The organism is Arsenophonus endosymbiont of Aleurodicus floccissimus, assembly GCF_900343025.1.
Taxonomy (GTDB): domain Bacteria; phylum Pseudomonadota; class Gammaproteobacteria; order Enterobacterales; family Enterobacteriaceae; genus Arsenophonus.
The window spans coordinates 1,056,632-1,080,866 of the sequence record NZ_OUND01000001.1; the positions used below are offsets into that span (position 1 = coordinate 1,056,632).

29 protein-coding genes and 9 pseudogenes are annotated in these 24,235 nt (G+C 39.6%); 3 read left to right on the forward strand and 35 right to left on the reverse strand.

Features of this window, described 5'->3' with window-relative positions:
• Positions 1 to 44: 44 nt before the first annotated feature.
• From truA to ARADI_RS05785, 4 genes and pseudogenes are all read right to left on the reverse strand, one after another.
• The gene (gene truA, locus ARADI_RS05770) at positions 45 to 860 is read right to left on the reverse strand and encodes a tRNA pseudouridine(38-40) synthase TruA (RefSeq protein ID WP_119711427.1); all 816 of its coding nucleotides are present in this window, start codon (positions 858 to 860) and stop codon (positions 45 to 47) included.
• Positions 860 to 1,862, reverse strand: a pseudogene (locus ARADI_RS05775) (aspartate-semialdehyde dehydrogenase). The gene truA and the pseudogene ARADI_RS05775 overlap by 1 nt, the downstream one beginning before the upstream one ends.
• Before the next feature lie 33 nt (positions 1,863 to 1,895).
• The gene (pdxB, locus tag ARADI_RS05780; protein ID WP_119711428.1) at positions 1,896 to 3,026 is read right to left on the reverse strand and encodes a 4-phosphoerythronate dehydrogenase PdxB; all 1,131 of its coding nucleotides are present in this window, start codon (positions 3,024 to 3,026) and stop codon (positions 1,896 to 1,898) included.
• Positions 3,027 to 3,137: 111 nt separating this feature from the next.
• The gene (locus tag ARADI_RS05785; RefSeq protein WP_119711429.1) at positions 3,138 to 3,923 is read right to left on the reverse strand and encodes an AraC family transcriptional regulator; all 786 of its coding nucleotides are present in this window, start codon (positions 3,921 to 3,923) and stop codon (positions 3,138 to 3,140) included.
• 113 nt (positions 3,924 to 4,036) lie between these two features.
• Between ARADI_RS05785 and ARADI_RS05790 the strand changes: the two are divergent.
• Positions 4,037 to 5,088 (forward strand): annotated as a pseudogene (locus tag ARADI_RS05790) (DMT family transporter).
• A gap of 38 nt (positions 5,089 to 5,126) precedes the next feature.
• Here the strand turns inward: ARADI_RS05790 and fabB are convergent.
• Entirely contained in the window at positions 5,127 to 6,347 is a 1,221-nt protein-coding gene (gene fabB, locus ARADI_RS05795) for a beta-ketoacyl-ACP synthase I (RefSeq protein WP_119711430.1), read from the reverse strand.
• A gap of 205 nt (positions 6,348 to 6,552) precedes the next feature.
• On the opposite strand from fabB, the pseudogene mnmC reads away from it, so the two are divergent.
• Positions 6,553 to 8,594, forward strand: a pseudogene (gene mnmC / locus ARADI_RS05800) (bifunctional tRNA (5-methylaminomethyl-2-thiouridine)(34)-methyltransferase MnmC2/FAD-dependent 5-carboxymethylaminomethyl-2-thiouridine(34) oxidoreductase MnmC1).
• Between the two features lie 26 nt (positions 8,595 to 8,620).
• Here the strand turns inward: mnmC and ARADI_RS05805 are convergent.
• The 5 genes and pseudogenes from ARADI_RS05805 to prmB form a co-directional block, all read right to left on the reverse strand.
• Positions 8,621 to 9,073, reverse strand: coding sequence for a GNAT family N-acetyltransferase (locus ARADI_RS05805; protein ID WP_238149154.1), 453 nt, complete (start codon positions 9,071 to 9,073; stop codon positions 8,621 to 8,623).
• 108 nt (positions 9,074 to 9,181) lie between these two features.
• Positions 9,182 to 9,457: pseudogene (locus ARADI_RS05810) on the reverse strand (YfcL family protein).
• Between the two features lie 90 nt (positions 9,458 to 9,547).
• Positions 9,548 to 10,030 (reverse strand): annotated as a pseudogene (locus ARADI_RS05815) (elongation factor P hydroxylase).
• A gap of 6 nt (positions 10,031 to 10,036) precedes the next feature.
• Positions 10,037 to 11,121: pseudogene (gene aroC, locus ARADI_RS05820) on the reverse strand (chorismate synthase).
• An 82-nt stretch (positions 11,122 to 11,203) separates the two neighbouring features.
• On the reverse strand, positions 11,204 to 12,136 hold the full coding sequence (gene prmB, locus ARADI_RS05825) for a 50S ribosomal protein L3 N(5)-glutamine methyltransferase (protein ID WP_119711432.1): 933 nt from the start codon (positions 12,134 to 12,136) through the stop codon (positions 11,204 to 11,206).
• Positions 12,137 to 12,359: 223 nt separating this feature from the next.
• On the opposite strand from prmB, the gene smrB reads away from it, so the two are divergent.
• Complete coding sequence (gene smrB, locus ARADI_RS05830; protein WP_119711433.1) at positions 12,360 to 12,908, forward strand: endonuclease SmrB; 549 nt, start codon at positions 12,360 to 12,362, stop codon at positions 12,906 to 12,908.
• Positions 12,909 to 12,922: 14 nt separating this feature from the next.
• On the opposite strand, the gene sixA is transcribed toward smrB, so the two are convergent.
• From sixA to ARADI_RS05935, 25 genes and pseudogenes are all read right to left on the reverse strand, one after another.
• Positions 12,923 to 13,426 carry a phosphohistidine phosphatase SixA gene (gene sixA, locus ARADI_RS05835; RefSeq protein WP_119711634.1) on the reverse strand — a complete coding sequence of 168 codons (504 nt, stop codon included), beginning with the start codon at positions 13,424 to 13,426 and terminating at the stop codon, positions 12,923 to 12,925.
• A gap of 246 nt (positions 13,427 to 13,672) precedes the next feature.
• On the reverse strand, positions 13,673 to 13,849 hold the full coding sequence (locus tag ARADI_RS05840) for a hypothetical protein (protein ID WP_182853108.1): 177 nt from the start codon (positions 13,847 to 13,849) through the stop codon (positions 13,673 to 13,675).
• 265 nt (positions 13,850 to 14,114) lie between these two features.
• Positions 14,115 to 14,399: a phage tail fiber protein gene (locus tag ARADI_RS05845; protein WP_119711434.1), complete on the reverse strand. Its 285-nt coding sequence runs from the start codon at positions 14,397 to 14,399 to the stop codon at positions 14,115 to 14,117.
• Positions 14,371 to 14,714, reverse strand: a pseudogene (locus ARADI_RS05850) (phage tail fiber protein). Before ARADI_RS05850 ends, ARADI_RS05845 begins: the two are co-directional and overlap by 29 nt.
• 331 nt (positions 14,715 to 15,045) lie before the next feature.
• Entirely contained in the window at positions 15,046 to 15,408 is a 363-nt protein-coding gene (locus ARADI_RS05855) for a hypothetical protein (RefSeq protein WP_238149156.1), read from the reverse strand.
• A gap of 36 nt (positions 15,409 to 15,444) precedes the next feature.
• Positions 15,445 to 15,732 (reverse strand): hypothetical protein, encoded by a 288-nt coding sequence (locus ARADI_RS05860; RefSeq protein ID WP_119711436.1) that lies wholly within the window; start codon positions 15,730 to 15,732, stop codon positions 15,445 to 15,447.
• Between the two features lie 141 nt (positions 15,733 to 15,873).
• Positions 15,874 to 16,326, reverse strand: coding sequence for a hypothetical protein (locus tag ARADI_RS05865; RefSeq protein ID WP_119711437.1), 453 nt, complete (start codon positions 16,324 to 16,326; stop codon positions 15,874 to 15,876).
• 146 nt (positions 16,327 to 16,472) lie between these two features.
• Positions 16,473 to 17,069 (reverse strand): annotated as a pseudogene (locus ARADI_RS21600) (phage tail tip fiber protein).
• A 63-nt stretch (positions 17,070 to 17,132) separates the two neighbouring features.
• The gene (locus ARADI_RS17475; protein WP_238149157.1) at positions 17,133 to 18,239 is read right to left on the reverse strand and encodes a phage tail tip protein J-related protein; all 1,107 of its coding nucleotides are present in this window, start codon (positions 18,237 to 18,239) and stop codon (positions 17,133 to 17,135) included.
• A 12-nt stretch (positions 18,240 to 18,251) separates the two neighbouring features.
• Complete coding sequence (locus ARADI_RS17480; RefSeq protein WP_238149158.1) at positions 18,252 to 18,863, reverse strand: hypothetical protein; 612 nt, start codon at positions 18,861 to 18,863, stop codon at positions 18,252 to 18,254.
• A gap of 39 nt (positions 18,864 to 18,902) precedes the next feature.
• Entirely contained in the window at positions 18,903 to 19,124 is a 222-nt protein-coding gene (locus tag ARADI_RS17485; RefSeq protein ID WP_238149159.1) for a hypothetical protein, read from the reverse strand.
• Positions 19,125 to 19,159: 35 nt separating this feature from the next.
• Positions 19,160 to 19,558: pseudogene (locus ARADI_RS21605) on the reverse strand (DUF6950 family protein).
• The gene (locus ARADI_RS19520) at positions 19,558 to 19,668 is read right to left on the reverse strand and encodes an Ail/Lom family outer membrane beta-barrel protein (RefSeq protein WP_119711439.1); all 111 of its coding nucleotides are present in this window, start codon (positions 19,666 to 19,668) and stop codon (positions 19,558 to 19,560) included. Before ARADI_RS19520 ends, ARADI_RS21605 begins: the two are co-directional and overlap by 1 nt.
• 14 nt (positions 19,669 to 19,682) lie before the next feature.
• Positions 19,683 to 20,180, reverse strand: a complete 498-nt coding sequence (locus tag ARADI_RS05890; protein ID WP_182853109.1) for an Ail/Lom family outer membrane beta-barrel protein — start codon at positions 20,178 to 20,180, stop codon at positions 19,683 to 19,685.
• 232 nt (positions 20,181 to 20,412) lie between these two features.
• A complete protein-coding gene (locus ARADI_RS17495) occupies positions 20,413 to 20,646 on the reverse strand; it encodes a hypothetical protein (RefSeq protein ID WP_238149161.1) in 234 nt (77 codons plus the stop codon).
• A gap of 10 nt (positions 20,647 to 20,656) precedes the next feature.
• Complete coding sequence (locus ARADI_RS17500) at positions 20,657 to 20,818, reverse strand: hypothetical protein (RefSeq protein ID WP_238149162.1); 162 nt, start codon at positions 20,816 to 20,818, stop codon at positions 20,657 to 20,659.
• Complete coding sequence (locus ARADI_RS17505; protein ID WP_238149163.1) at positions 20,818 to 21,072, reverse strand: hypothetical protein; 255 nt, start codon at positions 21,070 to 21,072, stop codon at positions 20,818 to 20,820. The genes ARADI_RS17500 and ARADI_RS17505 overlap by 1 nt, the downstream gene beginning before the upstream one ends.
• A 102-nt stretch (positions 21,073 to 21,174) precedes the next feature.
• Positions 21,175 to 21,414 (reverse strand): hypothetical protein, encoded by a 240-nt coding sequence (locus tag ARADI_RS17510; RefSeq protein ID WP_238149164.1) that lies wholly within the window; start codon positions 21,412 to 21,414, stop codon positions 21,175 to 21,177.
• Positions 21,401 to 21,691, reverse strand: coding sequence for a phage tail tape measure protein (locus ARADI_RS21610; RefSeq protein WP_182853110.1), 291 nt, complete (start codon positions 21,689 to 21,691; stop codon positions 21,401 to 21,403). Before ARADI_RS21610 ends, ARADI_RS17510 begins: the two co-directional genes overlap by 14 nt.
• A gap of 65 nt (positions 21,692 to 21,756) precedes the next feature.
• Complete coding sequence (locus tag ARADI_RS05910) at positions 21,757 to 22,104, reverse strand: phage tail tape measure C-terminal domain-containing protein (RefSeq protein WP_182853111.1); 348 nt, start codon at positions 22,102 to 22,104, stop codon at positions 21,757 to 21,759.
• Between the two features lie 57 nt (positions 22,105 to 22,161).
• Positions 22,162 to 22,683, reverse strand: a complete 522-nt coding sequence (locus ARADI_RS05915; protein ID WP_119711441.1) for a hypothetical protein — start codon at positions 22,681 to 22,683, stop codon at positions 22,162 to 22,164.
• 135 nt (positions 22,684 to 22,818) lie between these two features.
• Positions 22,819 to 23,139, reverse strand: a complete 321-nt coding sequence (locus tag ARADI_RS05920) for a hypothetical protein (RefSeq protein WP_119711442.1) — start codon at positions 23,137 to 23,139, stop codon at positions 22,819 to 22,821.
• 100 nt (positions 23,140 to 23,239) lie between these two features.
• Entirely contained in the window at positions 23,240 to 23,548 is a 309-nt protein-coding gene (locus ARADI_RS05925) for a hypothetical protein (RefSeq protein ID WP_147392370.1), read from the reverse strand.
• Positions 23,549 to 23,572: 24 nt separating this feature from the next.
• Positions 23,573 to 23,725, reverse strand: coding sequence for a hypothetical protein (locus ARADI_RS05930; RefSeq protein ID WP_182853112.1), 153 nt, complete (start codon positions 23,723 to 23,725; stop codon positions 23,573 to 23,575).
• Between the two features lie 186 nt (positions 23,726 to 23,911).
• Entirely contained in the window at positions 23,912 to 24,139 is a 228-nt protein-coding gene (locus tag ARADI_RS05935) for a hypothetical protein (RefSeq protein ID WP_147392371.1), read from the reverse strand.
• Between the last annotated feature and the right edge of the window lie 96 nt (positions 24,140 to 24,235).

Below are 24,235 nucleotides of genomic sequence, written 5' to 3' on the forward strand. Positions count from 1 at the left end.
TTGACAGCTTCAGCGCTGTGTAATTAAACGCAAAATTAAATTTATTATTCTAGTAAAAAAAGCGGTCCTACGATCGTTGTAGGTAATTTATATTTTGCCGGATAATCGACAGCAACTAAATAGAGCCCCTCTGCTTTTGCAGTCGCCGCCGCTTTTGTTCTATCTTTCAATGTTAAAAGCTCTGCTATCCAACTAATATCCTGATCACCGCACCCTACTGCTAGCAAACTACCAACAATATTGCGTACCATGTGATGAACAAAGGCATTAGCTTTAATATCAACCACAATATAGTCACAATAACGGTTGACATGAACATGCTTTATATTACGCCAAGGGGATTTAGATTGACACTGAATAGCCCTAAATGAAGTAAAATCCTGCTCCCCAATCAATGCCTGAGCGGCAAGATGCATTTTTTCTGCATCTAAGGGGGCATGGTAATGCGTTACGCCTGCGGCTAATATCGCAGGTCGAAGTCGCTGATTGAAAATAATATAACGATATCGACGCGCGGTGGCGGAAAAACGGGCATGAAAATCTGGCTCAACAATTTTGCACCACTGTACTGCAATGTCGGATGGTAAGTAACTATTAACCCCCATTGTCCAGGCAGAATCTTTACGTGTGACAGATGTTTCAAAATGGATAACCTGGCTAGTAGCATGCACACCTGCATCAGTGCGTCCGGCACAATAAACGTGGATAGATTCATTGGCAACTTTTGTTAGCGCAAACTCTAAACAAGCCTGAATACTTTTTACCTGTTGTTGACGCTGCCAACCATAATAATGGCTACCATCATACTCAATACCTAACGCAATTTTAGCCATCGATAAAGGGGGTTGCTTCTCCAACATTAATAATATTGCTCCTGCACTAATCGCTCCGTAGTTTCTATTAACATTCGAGCACCACCAAATCGGGTATTATCGGCAACTGACCAAAACTGTAATATCTCAGGTGCACCATAATCATTACGCATACAACCAATACTTAATCGATCACTACCTGAAGCATCTGTTACTTGAGTTGGAAAATCATCTTCGCAAACTAGCTCAATCTCATCAAATTGAGTAATTTCTTGCCAGGCTTCTTGTACGGGCATCGGACGTAATGTTTCCACATGAACCACTTGTGCATTGCCATAAAAAACTGGTGCTTGCAAGAAACTGACAATAAATGGATAACCAATCATTCTGTAAAATTTTACGCACTTGATCAACTAAACTGCGCTCCTGCGGTGCAGAACCTTCATCATCACTTAATAATGGTAATAGATTAAATGCTAGCTGCTTAATAAAACGTTCATTATCAACGGTTAAACCGTTTAACAATCGGGCACTTTGACCCGCCAATTCATTCACTGCACTTTTGCTATGCACCGAAACTGAAAACAGATTGGTTGAGATTAAACGATGAATGCCGGCAAAATTAATTAGCGGTTTAACGGCGACTAACAATTGACTGACATAGCTATCAGCAACGGCAATAATATTACGGTTACGATAAATTAGCCAAGAGATGGGTATTAACACCCGTACGACTAATGGAATATCTGGTTCCAACGCAAATAAACCACTGCTATCAATGACAATACAACCGTCTTGCTCTGCATAACGAGCGGACGCTTCTTTACCAGCAACAAAAAAAGCCAATTGCGCCTGCGTCCAGTCAAATAATTGAGTATCAATAACTGTGTATTGCTTACCATTAAAACGGATGCTTTCTCCTGCGCTATTTTCACTGGCTAATAGAAATAACTCACCAACAGGAAACTGACGTTCTTGTAATAAACTCAATACGGCCTCTCCGACCGCACCGGTAGCACCTAATAGTGCAATATTCCAACCTTCTGTCATGTTGGTTTTCTCCAATTTTATTAGCATTTTTAATCAAATTAATTTGGTATTGAAGCCTAGCATTTTTAGTCTATTGGCGGCATCGGCATCATCACAACTCACCCTAAGAGATGACCATTCACGGCGTTCTGGATAATATTTACGCAGATGATCAAACTGGCCAGCAAGATGGGCAATTTTTCTTAATCGCGCATCATCACGACGGACATCATAAACTAAATGCACTAAACGTTTTAAACTTGCCTGCGTTAATTCACCGCTAAAAGTAATTTCATTAAACTCTGCACTAGGTAATAAATCAGCGAGTTTAATTTGCTGTTCTTGGCCTAAAAACTGGCTAAATGCGGTAAAAATCTGGCTGGTACCGCGTGCTCTACCTTCTAGAGAATAGCCAGCAATATGTGGCGTGCCAATTCTAGCTTTAGCTAACAAAGCTAGGGAAATAGAGGGCTCATGTTGCCAAACATCTAATATAACGTCGATTTTCTTACCATTTTCTAAGGCTGTTAATAATGCCTGATTATCAACAACTGCTCCGCGGCTAGTATTTAGCACAATACGTCCTGCCGGCATAGCTGTAAGCAACTTTTCATTTAATAAATGGTAAGGTGAATAATGGCCAGATTTATTTAACGGGGTATGAAAAGTTAAAATATCCGCCTGACTAACTAATTTTTCCAGTGGCCAAAATTGCTCACTATTATCGGCAGCGTCTGCACGAGGCGGATCACAAAGTAACGTATTCACGCCCCAAGCCTTTAAACGCACATTAAGGCGACTACCAACATTACCAACCCCAACAATACCGACTGTTTTTTCTCGCAAATCAAAGCAATCACGTTCAGCCAGTACCAATAAAACGGAAAAAACATACTCTACCACCGCTGTTGCATTACAACCGGGTGCGGCAGAAAAAGCGATGCCCGCTTGCGCTAACCATTGCCTATCAACATGATCAAATCCGGCCGTTGCAGTACCAACAAATTTTACCTTACTCTCTTTAAGTAACGCTTCATTGACTTGAGTAACTGAACGCACCATTAAAGCATCCGCTGTTGCTAGCTCTGACGATGAGATTGAACGCCCAGAAACAGCCTTGACTTCACCGATTGTTTGAAATAATTGTGTTGCGTAAGGCATATTTTCATCAACCAATATTTTCACTTATTTAATGCCCAATTATATTTATCAAAATTAACCCATCGTTTTTTACTATTCGATAAGGTAACAAGTTGCTATTTTGCCATGTTAATGAAATAAATCCTAACAACCGGTTTAGTCATCGTCACTTTTTTGTCGAAAACGTTCTGGTGTTGTGCCTGAAATCTGCTGAAACATGGTAATAAAAGCCGAGGAGGAACTATAACCGACATCAAAAGCTACCTGATGGACACTATTACCTTGTTCTAATTTCATTATGGCATGTAAAAAACGTAATCGCTGGCGCCATTCACTAAATGACATCCCCAGTTCCTGTTGACAACGGCGTGACAAGGTTTGTTCTGAGGTATATACCCGTTTGGCCCATACAGCTAAAGCGGTATTATCGGCTGGATTTTGCTGTAATTGTACTAAAATAGGCGCTAAAAATTTATCCTTACTGGCAGGTAAATAGGTTTTTTGAATAGGTGAACGTTTTAATTGATTAATCAAAACATTGGCTAAGCGCATATCTTCTACGGTCTTTGGTTGGCTTATCTGACGTGCATAAAAATCTAATAATATGGTATGAAAAATAGCTGTTTGACGAATAATACACGGTTTTTTACACAGAACATGACTGAGTGTCTGGGAAATATCTAATATATTAAACTTAACACTTTTTTTGTTGTAAGTGACATGTTCAACACCACTTGGGATCCAGATACAAAATTCCGGCGGAGCAATATAATGTTGAGCAGCAACTTGCATCTCTATAATACCTTTAACCACATAAATTAATTGGCCAAATTTATGGCGATGTAATTTGCACTTAGTATCACCTAACAATTCATTATTAGGAAAAACTATGGATTCTGGCTCAATAATATTTGGTTCAAGTATATATTTGATTTTTTCCATCACAGTAATATTGGCAGAAAGAACGGATCGTTTGTCTTATTATAAATATATGTAATAAATCAGACAATGTTAAAATAGCAAAATTATTACCAAATGATAGATATGACTAAATAATGAAAAATTTTCTTTTTCCCCTTTTTGCAGTTCTATTATGGTTAATTAATACAGTCGTAAGTAAAGCAGTTGCAAACGTGATTGATCCTACGGCTATTTCCTTTTATCGCTGGTTATTGCCGTTTTTATTACTTACCCCTTTTATGATCAAAGGGATAGTTAAAAATCGCAAAGTAGTAAGGCAATATATGGCTGGAAACTTTTTATTTTAGGGGCTCTATCTATTGGCATGGTGATTTACCAAAGTTTGGCCTATTATGCTGCTCACACGGTTAGCGCAACCTTTATGGGAGTATTAAATTCGGTTATTCCTTTGTTAACGGTGATACTCAGTATTTTTGTGCTACGCACTATTCCTACCATTGGTATTGTAATTGGTACCCTCTTATCCTTAATTGGGCTTATCTGTCTTATCTGTCTTATCTGTCTTATCTGTCTTATCTGTCTTATCTGTCTTATCTGTCTTATCTGTCTTATCTGTCTTATCTGTCTTATCTGTCAGGGTGATCCCCAATGATATTTTTTATGCAAGGAATTAATAGCGGGCAATTACTCATGCTTATCGCTGCTCTCTCTTATTCTCTATATGGTGTATTAACCAAGCATTGGGCAATCCCATTACCCAATTGGCAATCACTTTATATCCAAATTAGCTTTGCTGTGATCCTACTATTGCCTAATTTTTTACTGGCTAAAACAGTAGAAATTACCGCGGCAAATATTAATTTGATCTTGTTTGCCGGCATTGCCGCCTCACTGATTGCAACCTACTTACGGATCCAGGGTATATTTCAACTTGGCGCTAATACAACTTCAATATTTATGAATCTGGCACTGGTATTTATTGCCATTATCGCTGTCCTATTTTTAAATGAAAAAATGCACAGCTACCATTTAATTGGTGGTGGTGTAAGTGCTACTCGGTGTTATTTTAGCGAAGCAATTACGTACCCCACTGACGCAGCTTTTTAACCATCTCCTTTTTAAAACTAATAAAAAAGAGCTTATTAAATCAATTAATTATATCGAAAACAATAAAAAAACCTACTGATAGATTATCAGTAGGTAGTTGTTTTCTTGGTAATATAATTATGAATGGTATTTACTCATTACCAACGACGCATTAGTTCCACCAAAACCAAAACTATTTGACATTACAGTATTTAATTTCTTATCAGTGGGTTGCATAATAATATTCATTACTCGCGCTTTTTCATCCAAATTATCAATATTGATGCTTGGAGCAATAAATCCATGCTCTAACATTAACAAACTATAAATAGCTTCATGTACCCCAGCCGCGCCCAGAGAATGGCCAGTCATTGCTTTAGTCGCTGAAATCGCTGGCGTATTAGTACCAAACACTTCAGTAATTGCTTCTAACTCTTTTGTATCGCCAACTGGCGTTGAAGTTCCATGAGTATTGATATAATCAACCTGTTCGACATCTACCAATGCCATTTTCATACACCTTACCGCACCCTCACCTGACGGAGCAACCATATCATAACCGTCTGAAGTCGCTCCATAACCAACAATTTCAGCGTAAATATGTGCGCCACGTGCCAAAGCATGCTCTAACTCTTCTACCACAACGATACCACCACCACCAGCGATCACAAAACCATCCCGATCCTGATCATAGGTACGAGAAGCTTTTTCTGGGGTTGCATTATATTTGGTAGATAATGCTCCCATTGCATCAAATTCACAGGTTAATTCCCAGCTTAGTTCTTCACCTCCACCAGCAAAAACAACATCCTGTTTACCTAATTGCATCAATTCAACTGCATGGCCAATACAGTGGGCTGAAGTTGAGCAAGCAGAGCTAATAGAATAATTAACGCCCTTAATTTTAAACGGTGTGGCTAAACAAGCTGAGACACCAGAAGCCATTGCTTTGGTCACCATATAGGGACCAACACCACGCAATCCTTTGGCACGCATACCATCAGAACCAGCCACTTGATTACGGGGCGAACCGCCACCAGAACTAGCAACTAAACCGGTACGAATATTTGAGATCTGCTCTTCTGTCAGTTTAGCGTCCTGAATTGCCTCTTCCATCGCCAAGTAGGCATAAATAGAGCAATCACTCATAAAACGAAGAATTTTGCGGTCAATCTTTTGTTTAATATCATCTTCCGTCAGCTGAATATTACCCCAGACATGGCTGCGTAAACCCATTCCTTTAAATTCTTCTGAAAACCTGATGCCAGAACGACCCGCTTTTAGGGAAGCCAGTACCTCTTGCTGGTTGTTACCTATGCTGGAGACAATGCCCAGACCAGTAATGACTGCACGCTTCATTGCTTATATTACCTCATAGTCGAAATTTATTTACTGGGAGCTTAGCATGTTACTTTAGCTTACACTTGTAAGCTGAACAAGTCCGATCAGGTAAAATTTTGTAGAAAACATTATCTTGGCTAACTTTTATATTTTGTGATAGCTAGCGTACTCAAGTTAAATTCGTTAAAATTGGCTGATTATTTAAAATATTGTAGATAATTTTGTGAATACAAATGAGATAAGCCAAGCTAAATTAAGCTGGAACGAGCAAGATATCCATATCTCTGAACACTTTGGTGATGTCTATTATTCTAATTAAAATGGTTTAGAAGAATCACGTTATGTGTTCTTAGCCGGTAATCAGTTACCAAATCGCTTTTTCTCTCACTCCGCAAAACTATATGTTATTGCAGAAACTGGTTTTGGTACTGGGCTAAACTTTATGTCAGTCTGTCAGTTATTTATTCAGTTTCGCCAACAAGCGCCTAACAACCAGTTACAACTTTTACACTATATCAGTATCAGTTTTGAAAAATATCCTTTGTCCATTACTGATTTGCTAAGAGTTCATCAATGTTGGCCTGAACTCGCCACTTTTTCTAAATAAATTTGTCAACAATGGCCTCAATCGTTACCAGGTTTTCATAGAATAGTTATGGAAAATGGGACAATCATTCTCGATCTTTGTTTTGGCGATATAAATATACAATTACCTCAATTAAAATCTAATTTTTTCAATAAAATAGATAGTTTGTTTTTAGACGGTTTTGCTCCAGCTAAAAACCCTCAAATGTGTAGTGAACAACTATTCACTACAATGGCAAATTGGGGACGTGATGGTTGTACTTTTGCTACCTTTACTTCTGCCGATATCGGTCTCCGTGGATTAGAAAAAGCCGGTTTTCAAGTAAAAAATCAAAGGTTTTGGCCGTAAACGTGAAATGCTAACCGGTCAATTACTAGCAAATCAGCAATCTGATCCACAACCCTGGTTCGCTCGACAAGCCGCATCAACAACCGAGGATATTGCCATTATTGGCGGTGGTATTGCCAGTATGATGACTGCTCTTGCTTTATTACGTAGAGGAAGTTAGGTAACTTTATATTGCCAAGATCCCAGTGTGGCACAAAACGCTTCCGGCAATCGTCAAGGCGCACTTTATCCATTATTAACTGGTCACCACGATGGTTTAGAACGCTTTTTTATTACCGCTTTTACTTTTGCAAAACGCTATTACACCCAACTTCAACAGTTAGGGCATCGCATTTGCTCACGATTGGAGCGGTTTAGTGCAGTTAGCTTATGACGTAAAAAGCCGACAAAAAATCGATCAAATATTAACAAAAAATTAGCCAGCTGATTTTGCGCACCATGAAACTCGATAAACATTACAAACCATTTGTGGTGTTGATGTTAACCATGATGGCATCTACTATCCAGCTGCTGGTTGGTTATGCCCAGCTGAGTTGACATCCAATAGTTGGCAATATGTGCAACAACAAGGTTTAATCAGTCATTTTAATCATCGTCTTATTCAGCTGGAAAGAAAATAGTGCCGCTGGCTGGAAGTTGCTATTTAAACAAGGAGATATGCAACGACAAATAACCCATAAAACCGTCATTATCGCTAATGGTCATCAACTGCCTTTATTTTCTCAAACGGAAAAATTACCCGTTAGTGCTGTTCGCGGGCAAGTGAGCCATATTCCGACCACACCGATACTTAAGCAACTGCAAACAACACTCTGTTATGCCGGATATATATAACGCCCGCTCATCATCAATATCATTGCTTAGGCGCTAGCTATAAACGTCATCAACTCACGCTAGAATATTCCAAATTGGAGCAACAAGAAAACGATGCTTGCTTATTAAACTGTTTGCCTGATGTTGGATGGACAAAAGAAATTGATATCAGCAAAAATGCATCACGCCAAAGCATCCGCTGTGTTACACGTGATCATCTACCGATGATCGGTAATATACCGGATGTTGATCAACTTATTCTTCAATATGCCCAGCTAGATAAACAGCTCAGTGAGCAACAGTATATTTTGCAAGCACCAATTCATGACAATCTATTTGTTATTGGTGCATTAGATGCAAGAGGATTATGTAGTGCGCCAATTTGCGCAGAGCTACTTTGCAGTCAAATTTTTGGTGAACCATTGCCTTTTGACGATGATATATTGGCAAATCTCAATCCTAACCGATTTTGGATCAGAAAATTATTACAAGGCCGTGCGGTTAAACTGGATAATTAGCTTTATAGCAAAAAATTTAATCTCCATTAAAGGATGTACTGCATTGCACAACGTGAGGATGCAGTACATCCATAAGCCACCTCTTTTTTAAAGATAGCTTGTAGTGACACAGGTAACTTTTCAGCCGGAATAATTGTGAAGCCCAATTTCTGATAATAAACACCATTCCAAGCAACATCACAAAAAGTGGTTAAAGTAACATGATCACAGTTTAGTTGTTTTGCTTGCATCATAACTTTTTGCAGTAAAGCCTTACTAATTCCTCTTCTTTGCCATCGGCTATCAACAGATAATTCCCAAATATGCAAAGCTTGATCCATTACTTCAACCTCAATGAAACCAACAAGCTGCTGCTGCTCAACTGCCACCCAACAATCGCCATCAACAATAAATTCTAAATGTTGGTTAACGGATTTGCCTTGTGCATCAGCAACCAAGCGCTGGAATTTGACGGAATATGGCTGCTGCCAAATGTTCAATATTGACTAACTTTTCTGCTTCATCAGGTACTGCCAATCTTACCAAGATCGTTACCCCATTTTAAAAAAATGCAACAATAGGTTGTTTAAATTTACTTGCTTTTTTGCTTATCGAGCGGCATTTTCTAACAACATCCGCCAAGTATTTAATATCAATCGTTGATCAGGGGGGACTTAATTCACCCGCCTTAATTGCTTTGTCAATACTCTCTTCGACACACTCAGAAAGCGCTTCAATATTATTTTTATTTTCAGTTTCTAATTCAGTAATGGCTAATGTCAAATGTCCACGTAAATAACCGCCAACAAAAAGTTCATTTGACTAGCATCATCAACATTATTATCAATTTGCGTTAAAATACGTGTTTCCAATTTCGCAAGCATGGTTTTGTTCCTTTATACTAACTAAATTTTTTACAGCTCTTCGGGGCAAATGAAATTTTGCTTCACCAAGGGAGGCGTATTATAAAACAACTATAGAGCTTGAATAAATCTCTCAGCTCTGGCTGGAATACCATTTGTAAGGTAGTTCAGCACCTGCCGATAGACTTTGCGCTGAAAAGCATGCCGGTCAGACTCAAAATTAGCGGCCAAATCATCGCAACTAACATCAAAGGGAAAGTCTGACGCCATACAAAACATCCATTCAAGTGCTTGCGGTTTGACTTCAACATTCTCAAAAGCGTTTTGTGTTTGCTCATTTCACCCATCTGGATAATACCAATAACCAAAATCTATTTGTTGACGTCTAGTTTCTCCGGCAATACACCAGTGGAAAATTTCGTGTAAAGCACTAGCATAAAAGCCGCGAGCAAAAATAATTCGATGATACGGTATCTTATCATCTGCAGGCTGATAGATAGGTTCATCATCTCCTTTAATTAAACGCGTGCGATACTCTTTCTCAAAACAAATACTAAAAATGTTAATTAGATGATTATAATTATGTTCTTTCATTAATATTTATATCATACGATTAAAAGCTAATTCACCACATTGAGCCCGATGACGTAAAAAATGATCGATAAGCACGATTGCCATCATCGCTTCTACTATCGGTACAGCTCGGATACCAACACAGGGATCATGACGTCCTTTTGTAACCACTTCGACCTCATCACCTTGCCGATTAATAGTTCTACCCGGTATGCTAATACTTGAAGTTGGCTTTAAGGCTAAATGGGCAATAATCGGTTGACTACTACTTATGCCACCTAAGATGCCACCGGCATGATTACTGATAAATCTATCACGGGTTATTTCATCCCGATTTTCACTCCCTTTTAATGTGACCACCTTAAAACCAGCACCAATTTCAACCCCTTTAACTGCATTAATACTCATCATTGCATGGGCAATATCCGCATCCAATCGATCAAAAACAGGTTCACCTAATCCAGCCGGAACATGTTCAGCAATGACGGTTACTTTAGCGCCAATAGAATTACCTTGTTTTTTCAATGAACATAATAAAGCGGCCATTGCCTCCAATTTTGTTGCATCAGGACAAAAGAAAGGATTCTGTTCAACCAAATCCCAATCCTTTAGTTCACAACAAATATCTCCCATTTGACTTAAATAAGCCCGAACGATTATACCTAGTTTTTGTTGCAAATATTTTTTTGCGATCGCACCGGCAGCAACACGCATCACTATTTCACGTGCTGAAGATCGCCCACCACCACGATAGTCACGTAAACCATATTTTTGTTGATAGGTATAATCTGCATGCCCAGGACGAAAAATATATCTTTGATCTCACTATAATCCTGCGACCGTTGATCCTGATTTTCAATCAACAAACCAATGGGTGTTCCTGTCGTTATGCCATCAAAAACGCCGGATAAAATTTTAACCTGATCAAGTTCACGCCGTTGAGTTGTATAACGAGAAGTACCAGGCCGACGACGATCTAAGTCAGTTTGCAGATCTTTTTCTGATAATGCCATACCAGGCGGAACGCCATCAATAATGCAACCTAACGCCAAACCATGTGATTCACCAAAAGTGGTAACACGAAAAAGCTGTCCAATCGAATTTCCTGCCATCCCCTTTGTTTCCTCTTTTTCTCATTCATTACAATAATTAATGAATAAATTATTTTATTGTATGAAAAAATGTAATTACCCGTTAATCGATAAATAATTTAAATTTCTTTTGATGTTCAATAAGTTGTTTCTGCGTTAGCATGAATACACCATCGACCCCCTGTTCGAACTTCAACCAAGTAAAAGGAATATCCGGATATTGCTCAATAAGGTGTAACATACTATTACCAACTTCACAAATAAGCACCCCATTGTCCGTTAGAAAACGTGAAGCATTAGCTAGAATTCTTCTAACAAGTTTTAAACCATCAGAGCCTGCTGCTAGCGCTAATTTAGGCTCTACCAGATATTCAGCTGGTAAATCAGACATATCTTCAGCATCCACATAAGGTGGATTAGTAACCATTAAATCATATTTAATAATAGGCATATTCAAAAACAAGTCTGAACGAATAGGTGCTATCCGTTTAGAGAACCCATGAGCGGCAATATTTTGTTCAGCTACCGCCAATGCATCAGCAGAAATATCAACCGCATCAATTTGCGCTTGCGGAAATTGATAGGCACAGGCAATAGCAATACATCCACTACCCGTGCACATATCTAAAATAGTTACAGGTTCATAATCAATGATGCCGGCAAAATGCTCATTAATCAGTTCTCCTATAGGAGAACGTGGGATCAAAACGCGTTCATCAACATAAAATTCATGCCCGCAAAACCAGGCTTTATTGGTTAAATAAGCAACAGGGATATGTTCATTAACACGGCATAACACCCGTTCAACGATAAGATGACGTTCACTTAAAGTCAGACGAGAACCCCATAACTGTTGAGGGATATCTAAGGGCAAAAAAAGTGATGGTAAAACAAGTTGTAAAGCTTCATCCCAACAATTATCTGTTCCATGACCGTAATAAATATTTGCTGCATTAAACCGACTAATTACCCAACGCAATATATCTTGGATGGTATGTAGTTCCGCAACCGCTTCATCAACAAAAATCTTGTCCAAAACGCCTCCTAGCCAATACAAAGTTCATATATTTAATCCCGATAGTCTGCCACGAACTACTTAACAAATCAGCTTATTGTTAAGGAATTTTATAGCAATCTCATTAATTGATATTAGAATACTAACAATAGCTTATAAAGCTTGCTGCTTATAAGGAAGGTAATAGCAGGAAAATTAAGATAAACTTAACAGAATAATTGACTAACTGATTGATAGAATCACAATGAAAAATAAGTTCAAATTGAGTGCTGAGGAAATTAAACTATTTAAAGAGGCGACTTCAGGGACTAAACCTTTATTACATGACATTGTTAGTCATCCACCACTAAGACATCATCGAATAAAATCACACATTGTGACAAAATGTTTGCTCCAAGAGCAGCTCGATGCCAGTTATTACTTTTCAGATGAGTATAAACCGGTGCTAGAAGCAGATGGACCGATTCGATATTTACGACCGGATATTAATCCTTATGAATTAAAAAAGTTACGTCGGAATGATTATATTCCCAAACTATTTCTCGATTTACATGGCTTATCCCAACGACAAGCTAAACAAGAAATTGGAGCGCTAATCGCTACTTGCTATAGAGATAATATCCATTCTGCCTGTATTATGCATGGCCACGGAAAACACATTTTAAAACAACAGATTCCCCTTTGGCTTGCTCAACACCCTAATATCACTGCTTTTCATCAAGCCCCAAAAGCTTGGGGTGGTAGCGCCTCGTTGCTTATCTTGGTAGAAACTGATGAAACTCAGCGCAGATAATACGTAAAATAAAACTAGAAATGTGCCGCTAGTTTATTAACATTATGCAATATTTGAGAAGGTCCCCGTTGCCATCTATATTCAGCGTGCCGCATTTCGGTATTTATCTCTACATAAGCAATCGCAGAAGTTGGAAACATAGGAGGGATTTCTTGTGGGCACAAAGCTGATACCAAATAACCAACTAATGGTAAATGAGAAATAATCAATGCTGTTCTTACACCTCCATCGGCAAGTAATTGCAAATAATTAGCAATAGATTGGGGATCACCAGCAGGAATAAGTTCTGCTAATACTTCTTGTTCGCCTGAATAGGGCAATAATGGCTGCATTGCCTGATAAGTTTGTACTGCTCTTACATATGGACTGGTAAACACTTGGTCGAACACTGGATTCTGTTGTGCTAGCCAATTGGCCATTAATTTAGATTCTTCAATTCCTTTAAGAGTAAGTTCTCTTGCTTCATCATTTATTGTATTCATCGTTGCGTCACCATGACGCATAATAAAAACTTGCATAATCCACCATTTGAGTAAAATATTTTCACCTAACCCCTTAGATAGGAGCCCTCTCATTACTCGCTAATGTTGTTGTCGGAAAATATGCAGGGCAAAGCAACCCGAGATTCTGCACTAAAATTACAAAAAAAGGAACCGCTTTATTTTCATAAAAAACGAAAAAAGTTTATTTTATATCAAGTTAAATAGAAATTACTCCTAATACCATGATATTAGTAAGGTTTAGAATGCTACTAAAATAATCAACTACTGATGGAATTTTTTATTTGATTTAGCCATTTGCATTAGCCTTTCGCAAAGAACAAAATTGTTACCATATTTCTGTGCTAGTCGATGCATTATATCAACAATATTTGATATACCTTGTTGATCCATATATCTAAATGGTCCACCCGTAAAAGGAGGAAAACCAATTCCAAACACTGTACCAATCTCATCATCATTTATATGCCAAATAAGTTAATTATCAAATTAATAATTTAAAATCATTAACTTAAATAAATTAATGATTTTAAATTTATCTTTATATACACAATTATGTACAAATTATTTTTTCACCTCATATGCTATCTTTGCCATAACGCAAAGAACAAAACCACTAGTTCTCACAAAACCCCCTACCCGCAACCAACAACTAATAGTTAACAACTTCCTCCAACGCTGCTAATATGATGCCACTGTGATGGGGCTATTCTTTTTTCGCGTGTTGCTGATTCCAGATTGAATCATTAGGCATCTCTACCCTCACATCTAGCCATGTTGATAATGGAATATCAACTTGCTCACCGTCAGCGTAATAAACTAGTTTGCCGTCAATAATTTCTTTAACCCGCCAGTTTTGGAAATCTTTAAGCAAATGGGTGTGCTGCCGGTGAAATGTTTGAATCTCGATGTTACCGTTAGATAGAATTTTATCTTTGATATAAATTAACGATAAGCCATTGCTATTTTTTGGTATTTGTGATCCCACCATTTATACCCCATGCTCCATCAGCGTTATAACCCAACACCCCATTAATTAAATATTTCCCTGTTCAATTTGTTGAACAGTTGCACCTTCTGACTCATCATTCGTTTCAAAATTTCCATTAGAAAAAATTTTGATAATGGGCGATGCTTTTTTAACAAAGCCATTGCCGTCAACAATATAATCACTTGTTACCATCATTGTGCCATTCGTGTTGTATGGAATAGTGATTATTTCTTTTTCACCTTCTCCATAGGCAAAATAAGCACTATCAGTAGAAGTTTGAGGCGCAAGTACGCGGCCATCTTTTCTTTCTATCATCAGGGCGGAGTAATCGTTACCACTTTTGATAACGATATTGCCTGTTCTAAGTACTTCCTGCGAGTATTTCTTGGCAAAACTATCAGTAGATGCTTTTTAACTAATCACTTTGTCAGTTGCATTACTAACTTCTTGAACTACATTGATTTTGTCAAATTTGTTAGCTAAATCTTTACTTATTTCTGTAACTGAATTGCTTATTTCATTAACTTTTGTTGTATCTGCTTTTTTTCTAACTCATCTTTTATCTCTTTAAATATCACTTGCATTGGCTTTACCCTTAACTAATTTCTGTAATGCCTTAATCGATTCGAGTTTAATGATTTTTCCACTAGATAACAGTAAGCTCAACAATTCCATTTTCACCCATCCAGGTATCCATCTTTTGCAGAAAGTAGAGGATGTAAGTGTTAGCTGCAACCAGTGCTCTTGCCGCATCAGAATTATTATTTGGTTCAGTGAGATTAATCGTGTATGTTGTGTCGGTAGCTGAAAATGTCGCCTCTTCAGCAAGTACTAATTCCGTGTCACTGTTAACAGCTTTTATCATGTAAGGATAATTCATATCACCGTTTTTAATGAACATTAACATGCCTGGTGAGACTAATGGATTATTGCTACTCCATTTCGTGCCTGAGCCTTTTACAATAGTAGAGCCTAACACGGTTGTGACTGTACCTTCTGTATAAATCATATTTAATTTTCCGCGACCAAAAGAATCGATATTTTATTAGAATTTAAAGTAATCTTCTGCATCCAATACTAATACAGGGAAAGATGACAAGGCGGTTGTCGTTTCACCAATATATGCTGAATTATAAAAATATCGGTAACGAGAAAGTCCTAAACTTGTTTTGCTATTTTGAAAAATATTGAGGTAGTCAAGGTAGCCACCATCTGTACGCCAGAAATAGTCACCGACACGTTGAAGAGTGTACATCGGCCTTTTTATTCCTGGAATTGCTTTTCCTTTTCCAACCGCAAATTCAGTGCTTGGTACTAAAACAGGTTTTGTCATAACATTAAACTGAGAATTAAATATCACATTACCATCAATATTACGTAATTTTAGTCCGCACCCCCTGATCTCTAGTTCGCCAGATTTAGCTGTCCTAAAAAAGAAATTACATAATATTTAGATTTTGCCAAGCTACGTGAATCACGTCTTATGTTTGAAATCCTTAAACTTTTTACACTTCCACCCCATCCCTGATAGGCTCTCTACCAATATAATTTTTTGCATCGGTAGAATAAAAAAATAAATGGCATTATCTGGTGTTAAACCAGCTCCTAATTCTAAAGGATTAAAAACCCCATCAATAATCATAATCTTCTTATGAAAAGCGTATGAATAACCTGTTATCGGTAGTGAATTTAGAAAAATAGCGCTACCTAATATCTTTAACCCAGCATTTCCTGCAATAGATATTTTACTATAGTCTGGATAAGCTATAATTTGAATAGGCTCAGTCCCTACCCAGTGCAAATTATGCACTATCACCAAACGATTAGACTCAGAATAAGAGACTAATGTTTCTGTTCCTGCAACAACCATAGCGTTACCCTGCTGCACAAATCGTACACTAGCAAGGGCCCCACCCCGAGATAGCACAAATTTATAACCTTGCGGTATTGGGTTGGGGCAAGTCTAAACACCTCTTCTTACGTCAACAGCTTTTGTCCATATGTTTGTCGCTGGAGTTGTATTTTCATTAAAAGAAAAAGAAGAACCATCTGGATTTATTATTCTTAAGCCAATCATATAAATTCTCCAAGCTTTATAATCGGAGTATTACCCGAATATACATAAAAACCTTTATTTGTCAGTCTTGTACGATAAGTAGAAGATACACTGTTAACTTCAAAATTACCGTTAACCATATCTATACGCGTTCCTTGTTGTCCGGGAATATAATTTTTAGACTTTAAATCCATTCCGACTATTACATTTTCAATGGTTGCCTTACTTATTAGCGTATCGTTAAAAATTACCTATCCGTTTTTGATGGCAAAAACCGGCTCCATCTTACCATTAGCCGGATTGTAGGCGATGAAAGTCTGTGCACTAAAGCCAATCTGAGTTGTGACTTTACCGTTTTTAAGCTCAGCACCAATCACCATGCCAGCGTCATAATCTACGCCGTCATGGTGAATCTTGACTAACGATGTCCACGTTACAGAAGCTTCGCCCTTTTTCATGTCGTATTTGGCTTGTAGCCAGTTCTGCGCCGATGCCCAAGATTTATCCGCGGTTACCCTGACCTGATGGATAGATTCAGCCAAGGCTTTGGTATCGGTTACCACATAATTATCAACCCTAACAATTTCGGCTTTCATCTTGCCATTTTGGCGCATGAAGTGCTCAAAGTTACCATTTAGTCTTTTTGCGTTTTCTAAAATTGGCTTCGGTGTTACTCTCTATCCCTTTTTTAACTGCTTAATGACTTCCGTTTCGTTAATCTTTTTGTCAATTTCTTCTAAAATATCACCCGGTAAACTATCTGGTTTGCCTGATGCTTCAACAAAAGGCGATTTTCCATAACTGTTTATCGTGCGAATATAGAAAAAATACACATGGCCAACTTTAAGATTTTCCTGTGTCCAGAACTGTCCTTGCCCGTCTTTAGTGGCATGGTTAATAACTTCATTTTCTGAGGAGTCCGACAATCTCTTATCGCTCAACCAAAACTCAAAGTTACTCCCATACGATGCAGAATCCCCTTGACGTGGCGCAGCAGTTAATGAAAACATGCCGACAGTAATATCAACACTGATTGGAGGAGGTGGGGCTTCGATAGAAAAATCACAAATGGTCGGTTGCGATATTGCCCCTGCTGCATTAATTGCTCTGACCTCAACGCGATAGACTCCTCTTGGTAATCCTGCAATGTCAACACGCTCGCCTGGCACCTGAATAGTTTGAATCACTTTACCTTGTTCAATGATATTTACCTTATTGTGACGGACATCAGCCGCGGCGTTTTCCCAGCTTAGATACCCTTGAACCACATCACCAATATTCACAAGCATAAAGGTAAGATTTATCGGGGGCGCAATGCCACCTGTTGGTAGTTCAGTAAATGGCGGTCTTTCAAAAGGCTTACCAATAATATCCTCGTAAATATACGCGCCGTCCTCTTCTAACAGAATTTCTACGCCTTCCTGCGGATGAAATTTCCATTCAGCCACGCGAAATTCAAGCGATTTAATGCCTAAATTCGGTAAATCGAGCAATACCACATCGCCAGGACGATAAGCGTAGCCATCTAAGTTTAATGTTAGTTGAACACGTCTTCCCGCCCGTTTCTTGCATAAATAGAGGTTGGCTAAACGCTGAGATTGATAAGGACTGCTCACAAAGCGATAATCGATATTTTCTTTAATCTCAAGTCCATCTTCTGCTACCCATTTATCCACTACAATTGAGCTAAAGTCCGTTTTAGTGTATTTCTGTTCCGCATCAACAAAAGTACCATAAATAGCATTGGTCGCCTCACTTAACGACAGTTCAGGTGTAATGCTCACCGTGTCGATGATTTAATGTGGTTCAATTTTAAGCGTAGCAGGGCCATGATACGCCCACATTAATATACCGTGTTGCCCTGCAATGTATGTCGGTTCTGCGCCAATACAACGGTGCATATGTTCAAGGATAGAGGCAGGGGATTCCGATAACTCATAAGCACCATTTAAGGTATAACGCGGCTTAGACTTACCCTCTGGGGTCGTCACTGACTCATCACATAAATCCGCAGCAACTTTAAAGACATTAAAGTCGATATCACTATCGGGCACTTTTAGGTAACTCCGATAGAAATCTAAAATTACCAGTGCGCCATTATTACTCCAATTGGTTCTGTTCGATCTTGGGTCGAATATTTCTTTTCCCCAAACCTCCACTTTAACGTTAGGCACACCATAGGGAAATTTTTCAGCATCATAGGTTAGCGTTAATCTCAGCCAGGCTAAGCCTCGGCCTATCATGTCGTTTTTCCAACTTGGGGCATTTTTGACTAAATAAGGATCAACTCTTTTTCTATCGTTATGTAATTCGTAATCGGCTTTATCGCCAAAAGAGCCTATCGTATCGTCGTTAAGCCAAACTTGACCAATGCGACTGATTTTATGTCCAGCCAGTGTGATTGCCAAGAAAAGTTTTTCGTTTTTATCCTGTTCGCCTTTTTTTTCTTACGCAAAAAAGAGTAGCCCTGAGCAAATTGTTTTGCCCACAATCACCGTTTCTGACGCCGTCGACGAGCGTAAAATCTGCTTGCGCTCTGCCTGGTCACGATAGCCCCCAGAGGGCCGCTTATCCTGAAATAACAATGACCCTGCGGTTTGGACAGCCAAACCCGCTGCCATCAACACCAGTCCCAAACCGCCCGTTGCCACGACGCCCGCTATCATCAAACCCGCACCAATAACGCTTGTGACGGTCTTGCCCATTACTCAATTCTCCATGCCATGATAGGAATTCTATCAACGGGTCTTGCGCCAATATCGGTCACTGCCCAAATCTTATTGGCCCACAAAACACCGAGCGTTAAGCCTTCATCCCCATCAAACATTACTACATCGCCCCGCCCTGCCTGTTCAACGAGTATCGTATTGAAAAAACAGCTTACCCCTTGTTATAAATCGCCAAATTGATTTTTTAATACTCGTAATGCGCCCGCTTTTGAGCGATAACGTCCCCGAATTTCCAAACACAGGTCAAAACCGCAAACGGCAATTACACAGTCAGCAGCGAACAGGCAGCAGTCATGTTCGCCCCATGAAAAAGGGCGACTCATCGCCGCCCTTAGGGTATTGGGTAGTCTGGTTGCCCAGTCTCGACGTCGCATTAGAATTTATATCCTAAACCAATGGTAAAAGCGTCTGTTTTCCACTCACCACTACCGGAGCGTTCATAACCCACATCTAACGTAGCGCCTTGCCAGAAATTGACTTGCATACCAACGCCGTAGGCTAAGTTAGTGCTGCTTTTTGAAAACTTTTTTTACCATATTTGGTAACATCCAAATCAAAGTTTACATTGCTATATCCCAAGCCTACTAATCCATAAATACTTAGATATTCATTAATTCTATAAGCGGGGCCAACCATTAAAGACATATAATCTCCTTTAACATTAGAAGTATGTTTAGATGTCTGTTTATCAATATTCAAGGTAATCAGTTTGTTATAGTCCGTTTTCGAATAAGCAAATGAACTGATAACCCCGCAATCATCACTAAATTCATAGCGATAACGTACAAATGCTCCCCCTGCTTTTGAATAACCATCAGCATAAACTGTTGCAATTCCTTCAGGATCTGGTTTTGTTGTATCCGCTTTCTCAGTTAATATTTTCTCTCCACCAGATTTTACATTCAAATACCCAAAAGAGAGCGTACTCTCACCCGCCTTTGCCATTACCGCGCCTGAAAATAGTGTTGGGATAACCAGCAACAATAGTTTTTTCATTGTTTGTCCTATGATTAAAAAAAGCATTACATTATAGTGGGAAATAGCTTTTACTCAAATTTCACTTATACACAAAAGCGGGCGAATCTTTCTTACTACCCAAATAAATGGCCCGCTCAGCCATTTGTGCCACATAGCGCGGAATATACAGTCATCACTTTTCCGTTTACGCCATGACTCATCCGTGAATCTGTCTAGCAGTCCCATTGACCAGCGCTCAAAGCGATTACCGTCACAGCAACAGCATTCTCTTCCCTGTCGTCATCCCAATCGTTGAGATTTGACCAGCGAATATGACCTCTGCTATTTCAGGCTTACCTTCCTGGTTGATAGCAACCAGCATTAACCGTACATTCCGGCCTCGACTACGCTCATTCATGACATCACCAATGCAGCGAGTCAAACCCTGACAGAGATAAAATGAGCTGCTGTGGGCTGGTATTGTTCTGTTCCTGAACCTGCTCAACCTTACCAAACTAGCCAACACCTTGATAAACTTCACCTGCAATAGGTAAATTACCAACGCCGGTATGCGCACGCGTTACGCCGGATTTTAAATCCAAACGGACGGCAATAACAAGTTCATAGTCATTATTGATCGCTTTAACCATGTTATTTGAAAAAGGATGATAAAGCATTAGTAGAGTGCCTCCTCAAACTCCAAGGTTACCGATGAAAACATGCTTGGTCGAGATTGGAAATTTCCTTGTTCATTACTTGTTAACTTAAAAATACCAAACGGTGAACGGGTTTCTATTTTATCATTTATTTTAGGCGTATATCGCAACATCGGTGAAATTGGTATTGCAGCGTTCCCATCAACATCACTAGTCACATTATCCGTCACCATTTTTAATTCATTGTTAACCGTCAGATAATCTCCTTTTCGCATGACAGTTAAATTAGGCTTGCAATCCTTTGTTTGTAGTATTCTGCCAGTTTAATTTTCAGCACTGACTATCGGATCCCCATTACCGATTAAACCTTTTCGTATCTAGTTGTAAATTTTTATTCGTCCGCTTTCGCCGTCAAATTCAGCAGCCAATGCTTCAAGTTCACGTGACTTATTCTCAGTCAGGTTATTGAAAGGTAAGCTCCACCACCAACTGCTTCTAGGAAAACGCACTGTCTGAACACTTCCGGTAAACGTTGAGGTAAACGTTTTGCTGTTACTCACCAGTTGCCAGTTCATAGCGGAAAGAACGATATTTTCAGGCCATTCAATTATATCCACCGCTATCCTCCCAGTAGTCTTCGTGTTCGTCCATTAGTCGAAAAACCCCACTGGATAAAGGCAATTGTATCACTAGCACCTGCTTTGCGCCTGCTAATGCGGCTTGTTGCATAGCATCATTAAGAGCTTTATCCTCATTTCCAGAGACGTTAATTGTTTGATGAATGTGAATTTCAGGATTAGCAAAATTTGTAGATGAATCTAATGCTCTTACACCAAGAGAGCCATCTTCACCTCTCTTTAACGGCATAATTGCCTCTAGCCCTGCTTCTCCCATTAATCCAATGCCGTTAGCAAACGGGAATAATGTCGGTGAATCAACGACGGTATTGCTATAGGCGCTTAACCCCGACGAACGATAAACATCGCCAAGTGCGTTGGCTTTATGCCAAGGAAATTACCCAACTCAGAGCCACCTAAGCTCGATTCCAGCGCTTTAAAAACCAACATTTTTGTAATCATTCTCGTAATATCGTTGACTACCGATTGCGCAAAATCAGAAAAGTTAAATTTACCCGTCGTCACAAAGTCAGCCAGCGTATTTGACAGGCCCTCGAAAGCGTTTTTAGTAATGTTTCGCATATTATCAAATACGTTCTCTGTTTCAGCCCCAAATTCCTGCCAACCTTTGGCTACGCCTTTCCCCCCATCTTGCGCCCTCTTCGCCTTACTTATTGCAGCAACTCTCACTATCTCAATTTGCTTTTGTTCTTCTTGCGCTAAAAACTGAGTCTGTTCTGCATAAAGTTATGAGGTCTTATCCGAAACTTCCTTATCAAACTGATATCGCCGACTGCGACAGTCATCCCTGACGCGTTGTTCTTCAAGCATCAAATTATAATCTACTTTGGGCATAGTCATTTGCAGAATTCGATTCTGTGCTTCCTGCTGCATTTGAGCCGTACGTTTTGTGATCTCAAAATCCTGATCTGAAAATCGTTGCTTTAATGCTTTTAACTGTAATTCACGCTCTAACCCGGCATTGATTTGCAACTGTGCACGAATTTCATCCGCATGAATTAACACGCTCTTCTGCGATGCATTCAGCGTTTGCCCTTTTAATCGAGTGCGTTCTTGCTCAAAGGCGACTAATTTCCGCTCTGAATCGAGCGGTTTTTCATTTTCCATTAACTGCGCCTGTAAGGTCGCCGTTTGTGGTTGTAGTTGCTCAATTCGCTGACGCCCTGCATCAACGGTTTTACCGGACGTTTTTTGTGGAGAGGCGTACAGTTTGTCCAGTCCTTTTAGCTCCTTAGTATACTCATCCAACGTTAGGCCACCATCTTTATAGCGTTGATCAATTTCCTGCTGAATTCTTGCTCTTTCTTTCAGCGGATCTTTACCCTCATTAATTTGTGCCGCGGTTTCGATGGTATGAATGGCTAGCTGTCTTTCGGTTTTCGTTTATGCTTCCCGCTCTTCGCGTTGCTTGGCGTAAATCGCTTCCTGCTTGTCCTTTTCTTTTTGCAATACCTGATTATACAGTGTTAGACTTTGCGTCGATACCGCCATCAACACGTTAAAACTGCCGGTCATATTATCGAGTGATTTTTTATGCGCCTGCGTTAAACGATCACTCTCTTTGATATTTTCCTGATACTGTTTTTCATAGGCGGTTCTTGCAAGCTCCTTCGCCTCTTCAATTTGCCCCCGTCTTTCCAAGGCAGCAATTTGCTCGTAAATCGATTGCGTTAATTCCACACCTTCTGCTGCGTAATTTCGCAAGGCTTTTAACGGTTAGTCCCCAATAGCCGACAGCTTGCCTGACCAATATATCGACACTACCGCCAGACTCCTCAAGTTTAGCCCCAAACTCTGCCACATCTTACAATAGCTTGCCCGTAAACTCCGCACTAGCAGCAGAAGTCACCGCTTTATAGGCTTCGGCTATCCCGCCTAGTCGGTCTGCTAACAAATTCAATTCAACCGTTGTTGTCGATAAAAATAATCCACCTTTTTGAAGGGCTGCATAAAAAGACTTTTTCCTTTCTTCCGCTTCCTTAAACTGCGAATACAAATAAAATACTATTCCCGCTGTCGCCATCAAACCCACATTGAGTGGCCCACCCATCAGATTAACGAGGTTACTGAAAGCAGCTGAAATCCGGCCTGTTACGCGTTGTAACATACTCAACTCAGTATTTGCAACGGCAAGTTGTTACTTGGCCAAAGCTAATTGTCGGGTACCCGTGATTTCCGCTGCCTGTGCCGTCGTTAATTGCGCTGAAGCCGCAGCCGCTTTTTGACTTGCACTGATTTCAGCCAGATTCGCTTCCGCTATCGCTCTGGCATTTGCCGCATTTTGCGCCACATACACCTTTTTAATTTATGCGGTATTCAGTCCATTTGGGGCGTTGATAGCGCGCATCTTTTCAAGATATTCATCAGATGCAAAAACCTGTTCACGCTGCGCGATGGCTTGTACTTTCATTGCCTGTGCAGTTTTTAAACCCTGCTGCGCTCTGGTAGCATCTGCTTTGGCGGCATCAATAGTAGACTATGCATAATCTACCGCGCTTTGCGCGGCTTCTTTCGCCATCTGCCGTTGAGTATCAAAAGTGGAACCCTGTGCAGAGCCGAATAACCGTTCAAAAGCGGGCACCAACGCATTTGAAATCGTACTGGCGGCAACATTGCTACCCGAAACCAGTTTCGTTAACACATGGTGAAGTTGACCAAATCCTTGTGCGGCTTGACCACTCGAACGCTTTGCCTGTGTCGCCATTTGATTAATGGCGCACGCACTCGCATTGGAACTGCTTTCAACCTGACGGGTGAATTGACGGGATTCATTTGCCGCGATACTGTAAGCATCCGTGAG

What these genes read in the sequence shown, in the direction of transcription:
- truA (WP_119711427.1), bottom strand. Translation starts at nt 860, where the DNA reads ATGTTGGAGAAGCAACCCCCTTTATCGATGGCTAAAATTGCGTTAGGT.
- ARADI_RS05785 (WP_119711429.1), bottom strand. Translation starts at nt 3,923, where the DNA reads ATGGAAAAAATCAAATATATACTTGAACCAAATATTATTGAGCCAGAA.
- fabB (WP_119711430.1), bottom strand. Translation starts at nt 6,347, where the DNA reads ATGAAGCGTGCAGTCATTACTGGTCTGGGCATTGTCTCCAGCATAGGT.
- smrB (WP_119711433.1), top strand. Translation starts at nt 12,360, where the DNA reads ATGAAAAATAAGTTCAAATTGAGTGCTGAGGAAATTAAACTATTTAAA.
- sixA (WP_119711634.1), bottom strand. Translation starts at nt 13,426, where the DNA reads ATGCAAGTTTTTATTATGCGTCATGGTGACGCAACGATGAATACAATA.
- ARADI_RS05845 (WP_119711434.1), bottom strand. Translation starts at nt 14,399, where the DNA reads ATGGTGGGATCACAAATACCAAAAAATAGCAATGGCTTATCGTTAATT.
- ARADI_RS05855 (WP_238149156.1), bottom strand. Translation starts at nt 15,408, where the DNA reads ATGATTTATACAGAAGGTACAGTCACAACCGTGTTAGGCTCTACTATT.
- ARADI_RS05860 (WP_119711436.1), bottom strand. Translation starts at nt 15,732, where the DNA reads ATGACAAAACCTGTTTTAGTACCAAGCACTGAATTTGCGGTTGGAAAA.
- ARADI_RS19520 (WP_119711439.1), bottom strand. Translation starts at nt 19,668, where the DNA reads ATGCAAGTCAATTTCTGGCAAGGCGCTACGTTAGATGTGGGTTATGAA.
- ARADI_RS05890 (WP_182853109.1), bottom strand. Translation starts at nt 20,180, where the DNA reads ATGAAAAAACTATTGTTGCTGGTTATCCCAACACTATTTTCAGGCGCG.
- ARADI_RS17500 (WP_238149162.1), bottom strand. Translation starts at nt 20,818, where the DNA reads ATGCTTTATCATCCTTTTTCAAATAACATGGTTAAAGCGATCAATAAT.
- ARADI_RS17505 (WP_238149163.1), bottom strand. Translation starts at nt 21,072, where the DNA reads ATGCGAAAAGGAGATTATCTGACGGTTAACAATGAATTAAAAATGGTG.
- ARADI_RS21610 (WP_182853110.1), bottom strand. Translation starts at nt 21,691, where the DNA reads ATGGGAGAAGCAGGGCTAGAGGCAATTATGCCGTTAAAGAGAGGTGAA.
- ARADI_RS05935 (WP_147392371.1), bottom strand. Translation starts at nt 24,139, where the DNA reads ATGGCGACACAGGCAAAGCGTTCGAGTGGTCAAGCCGCACAAGGATTT.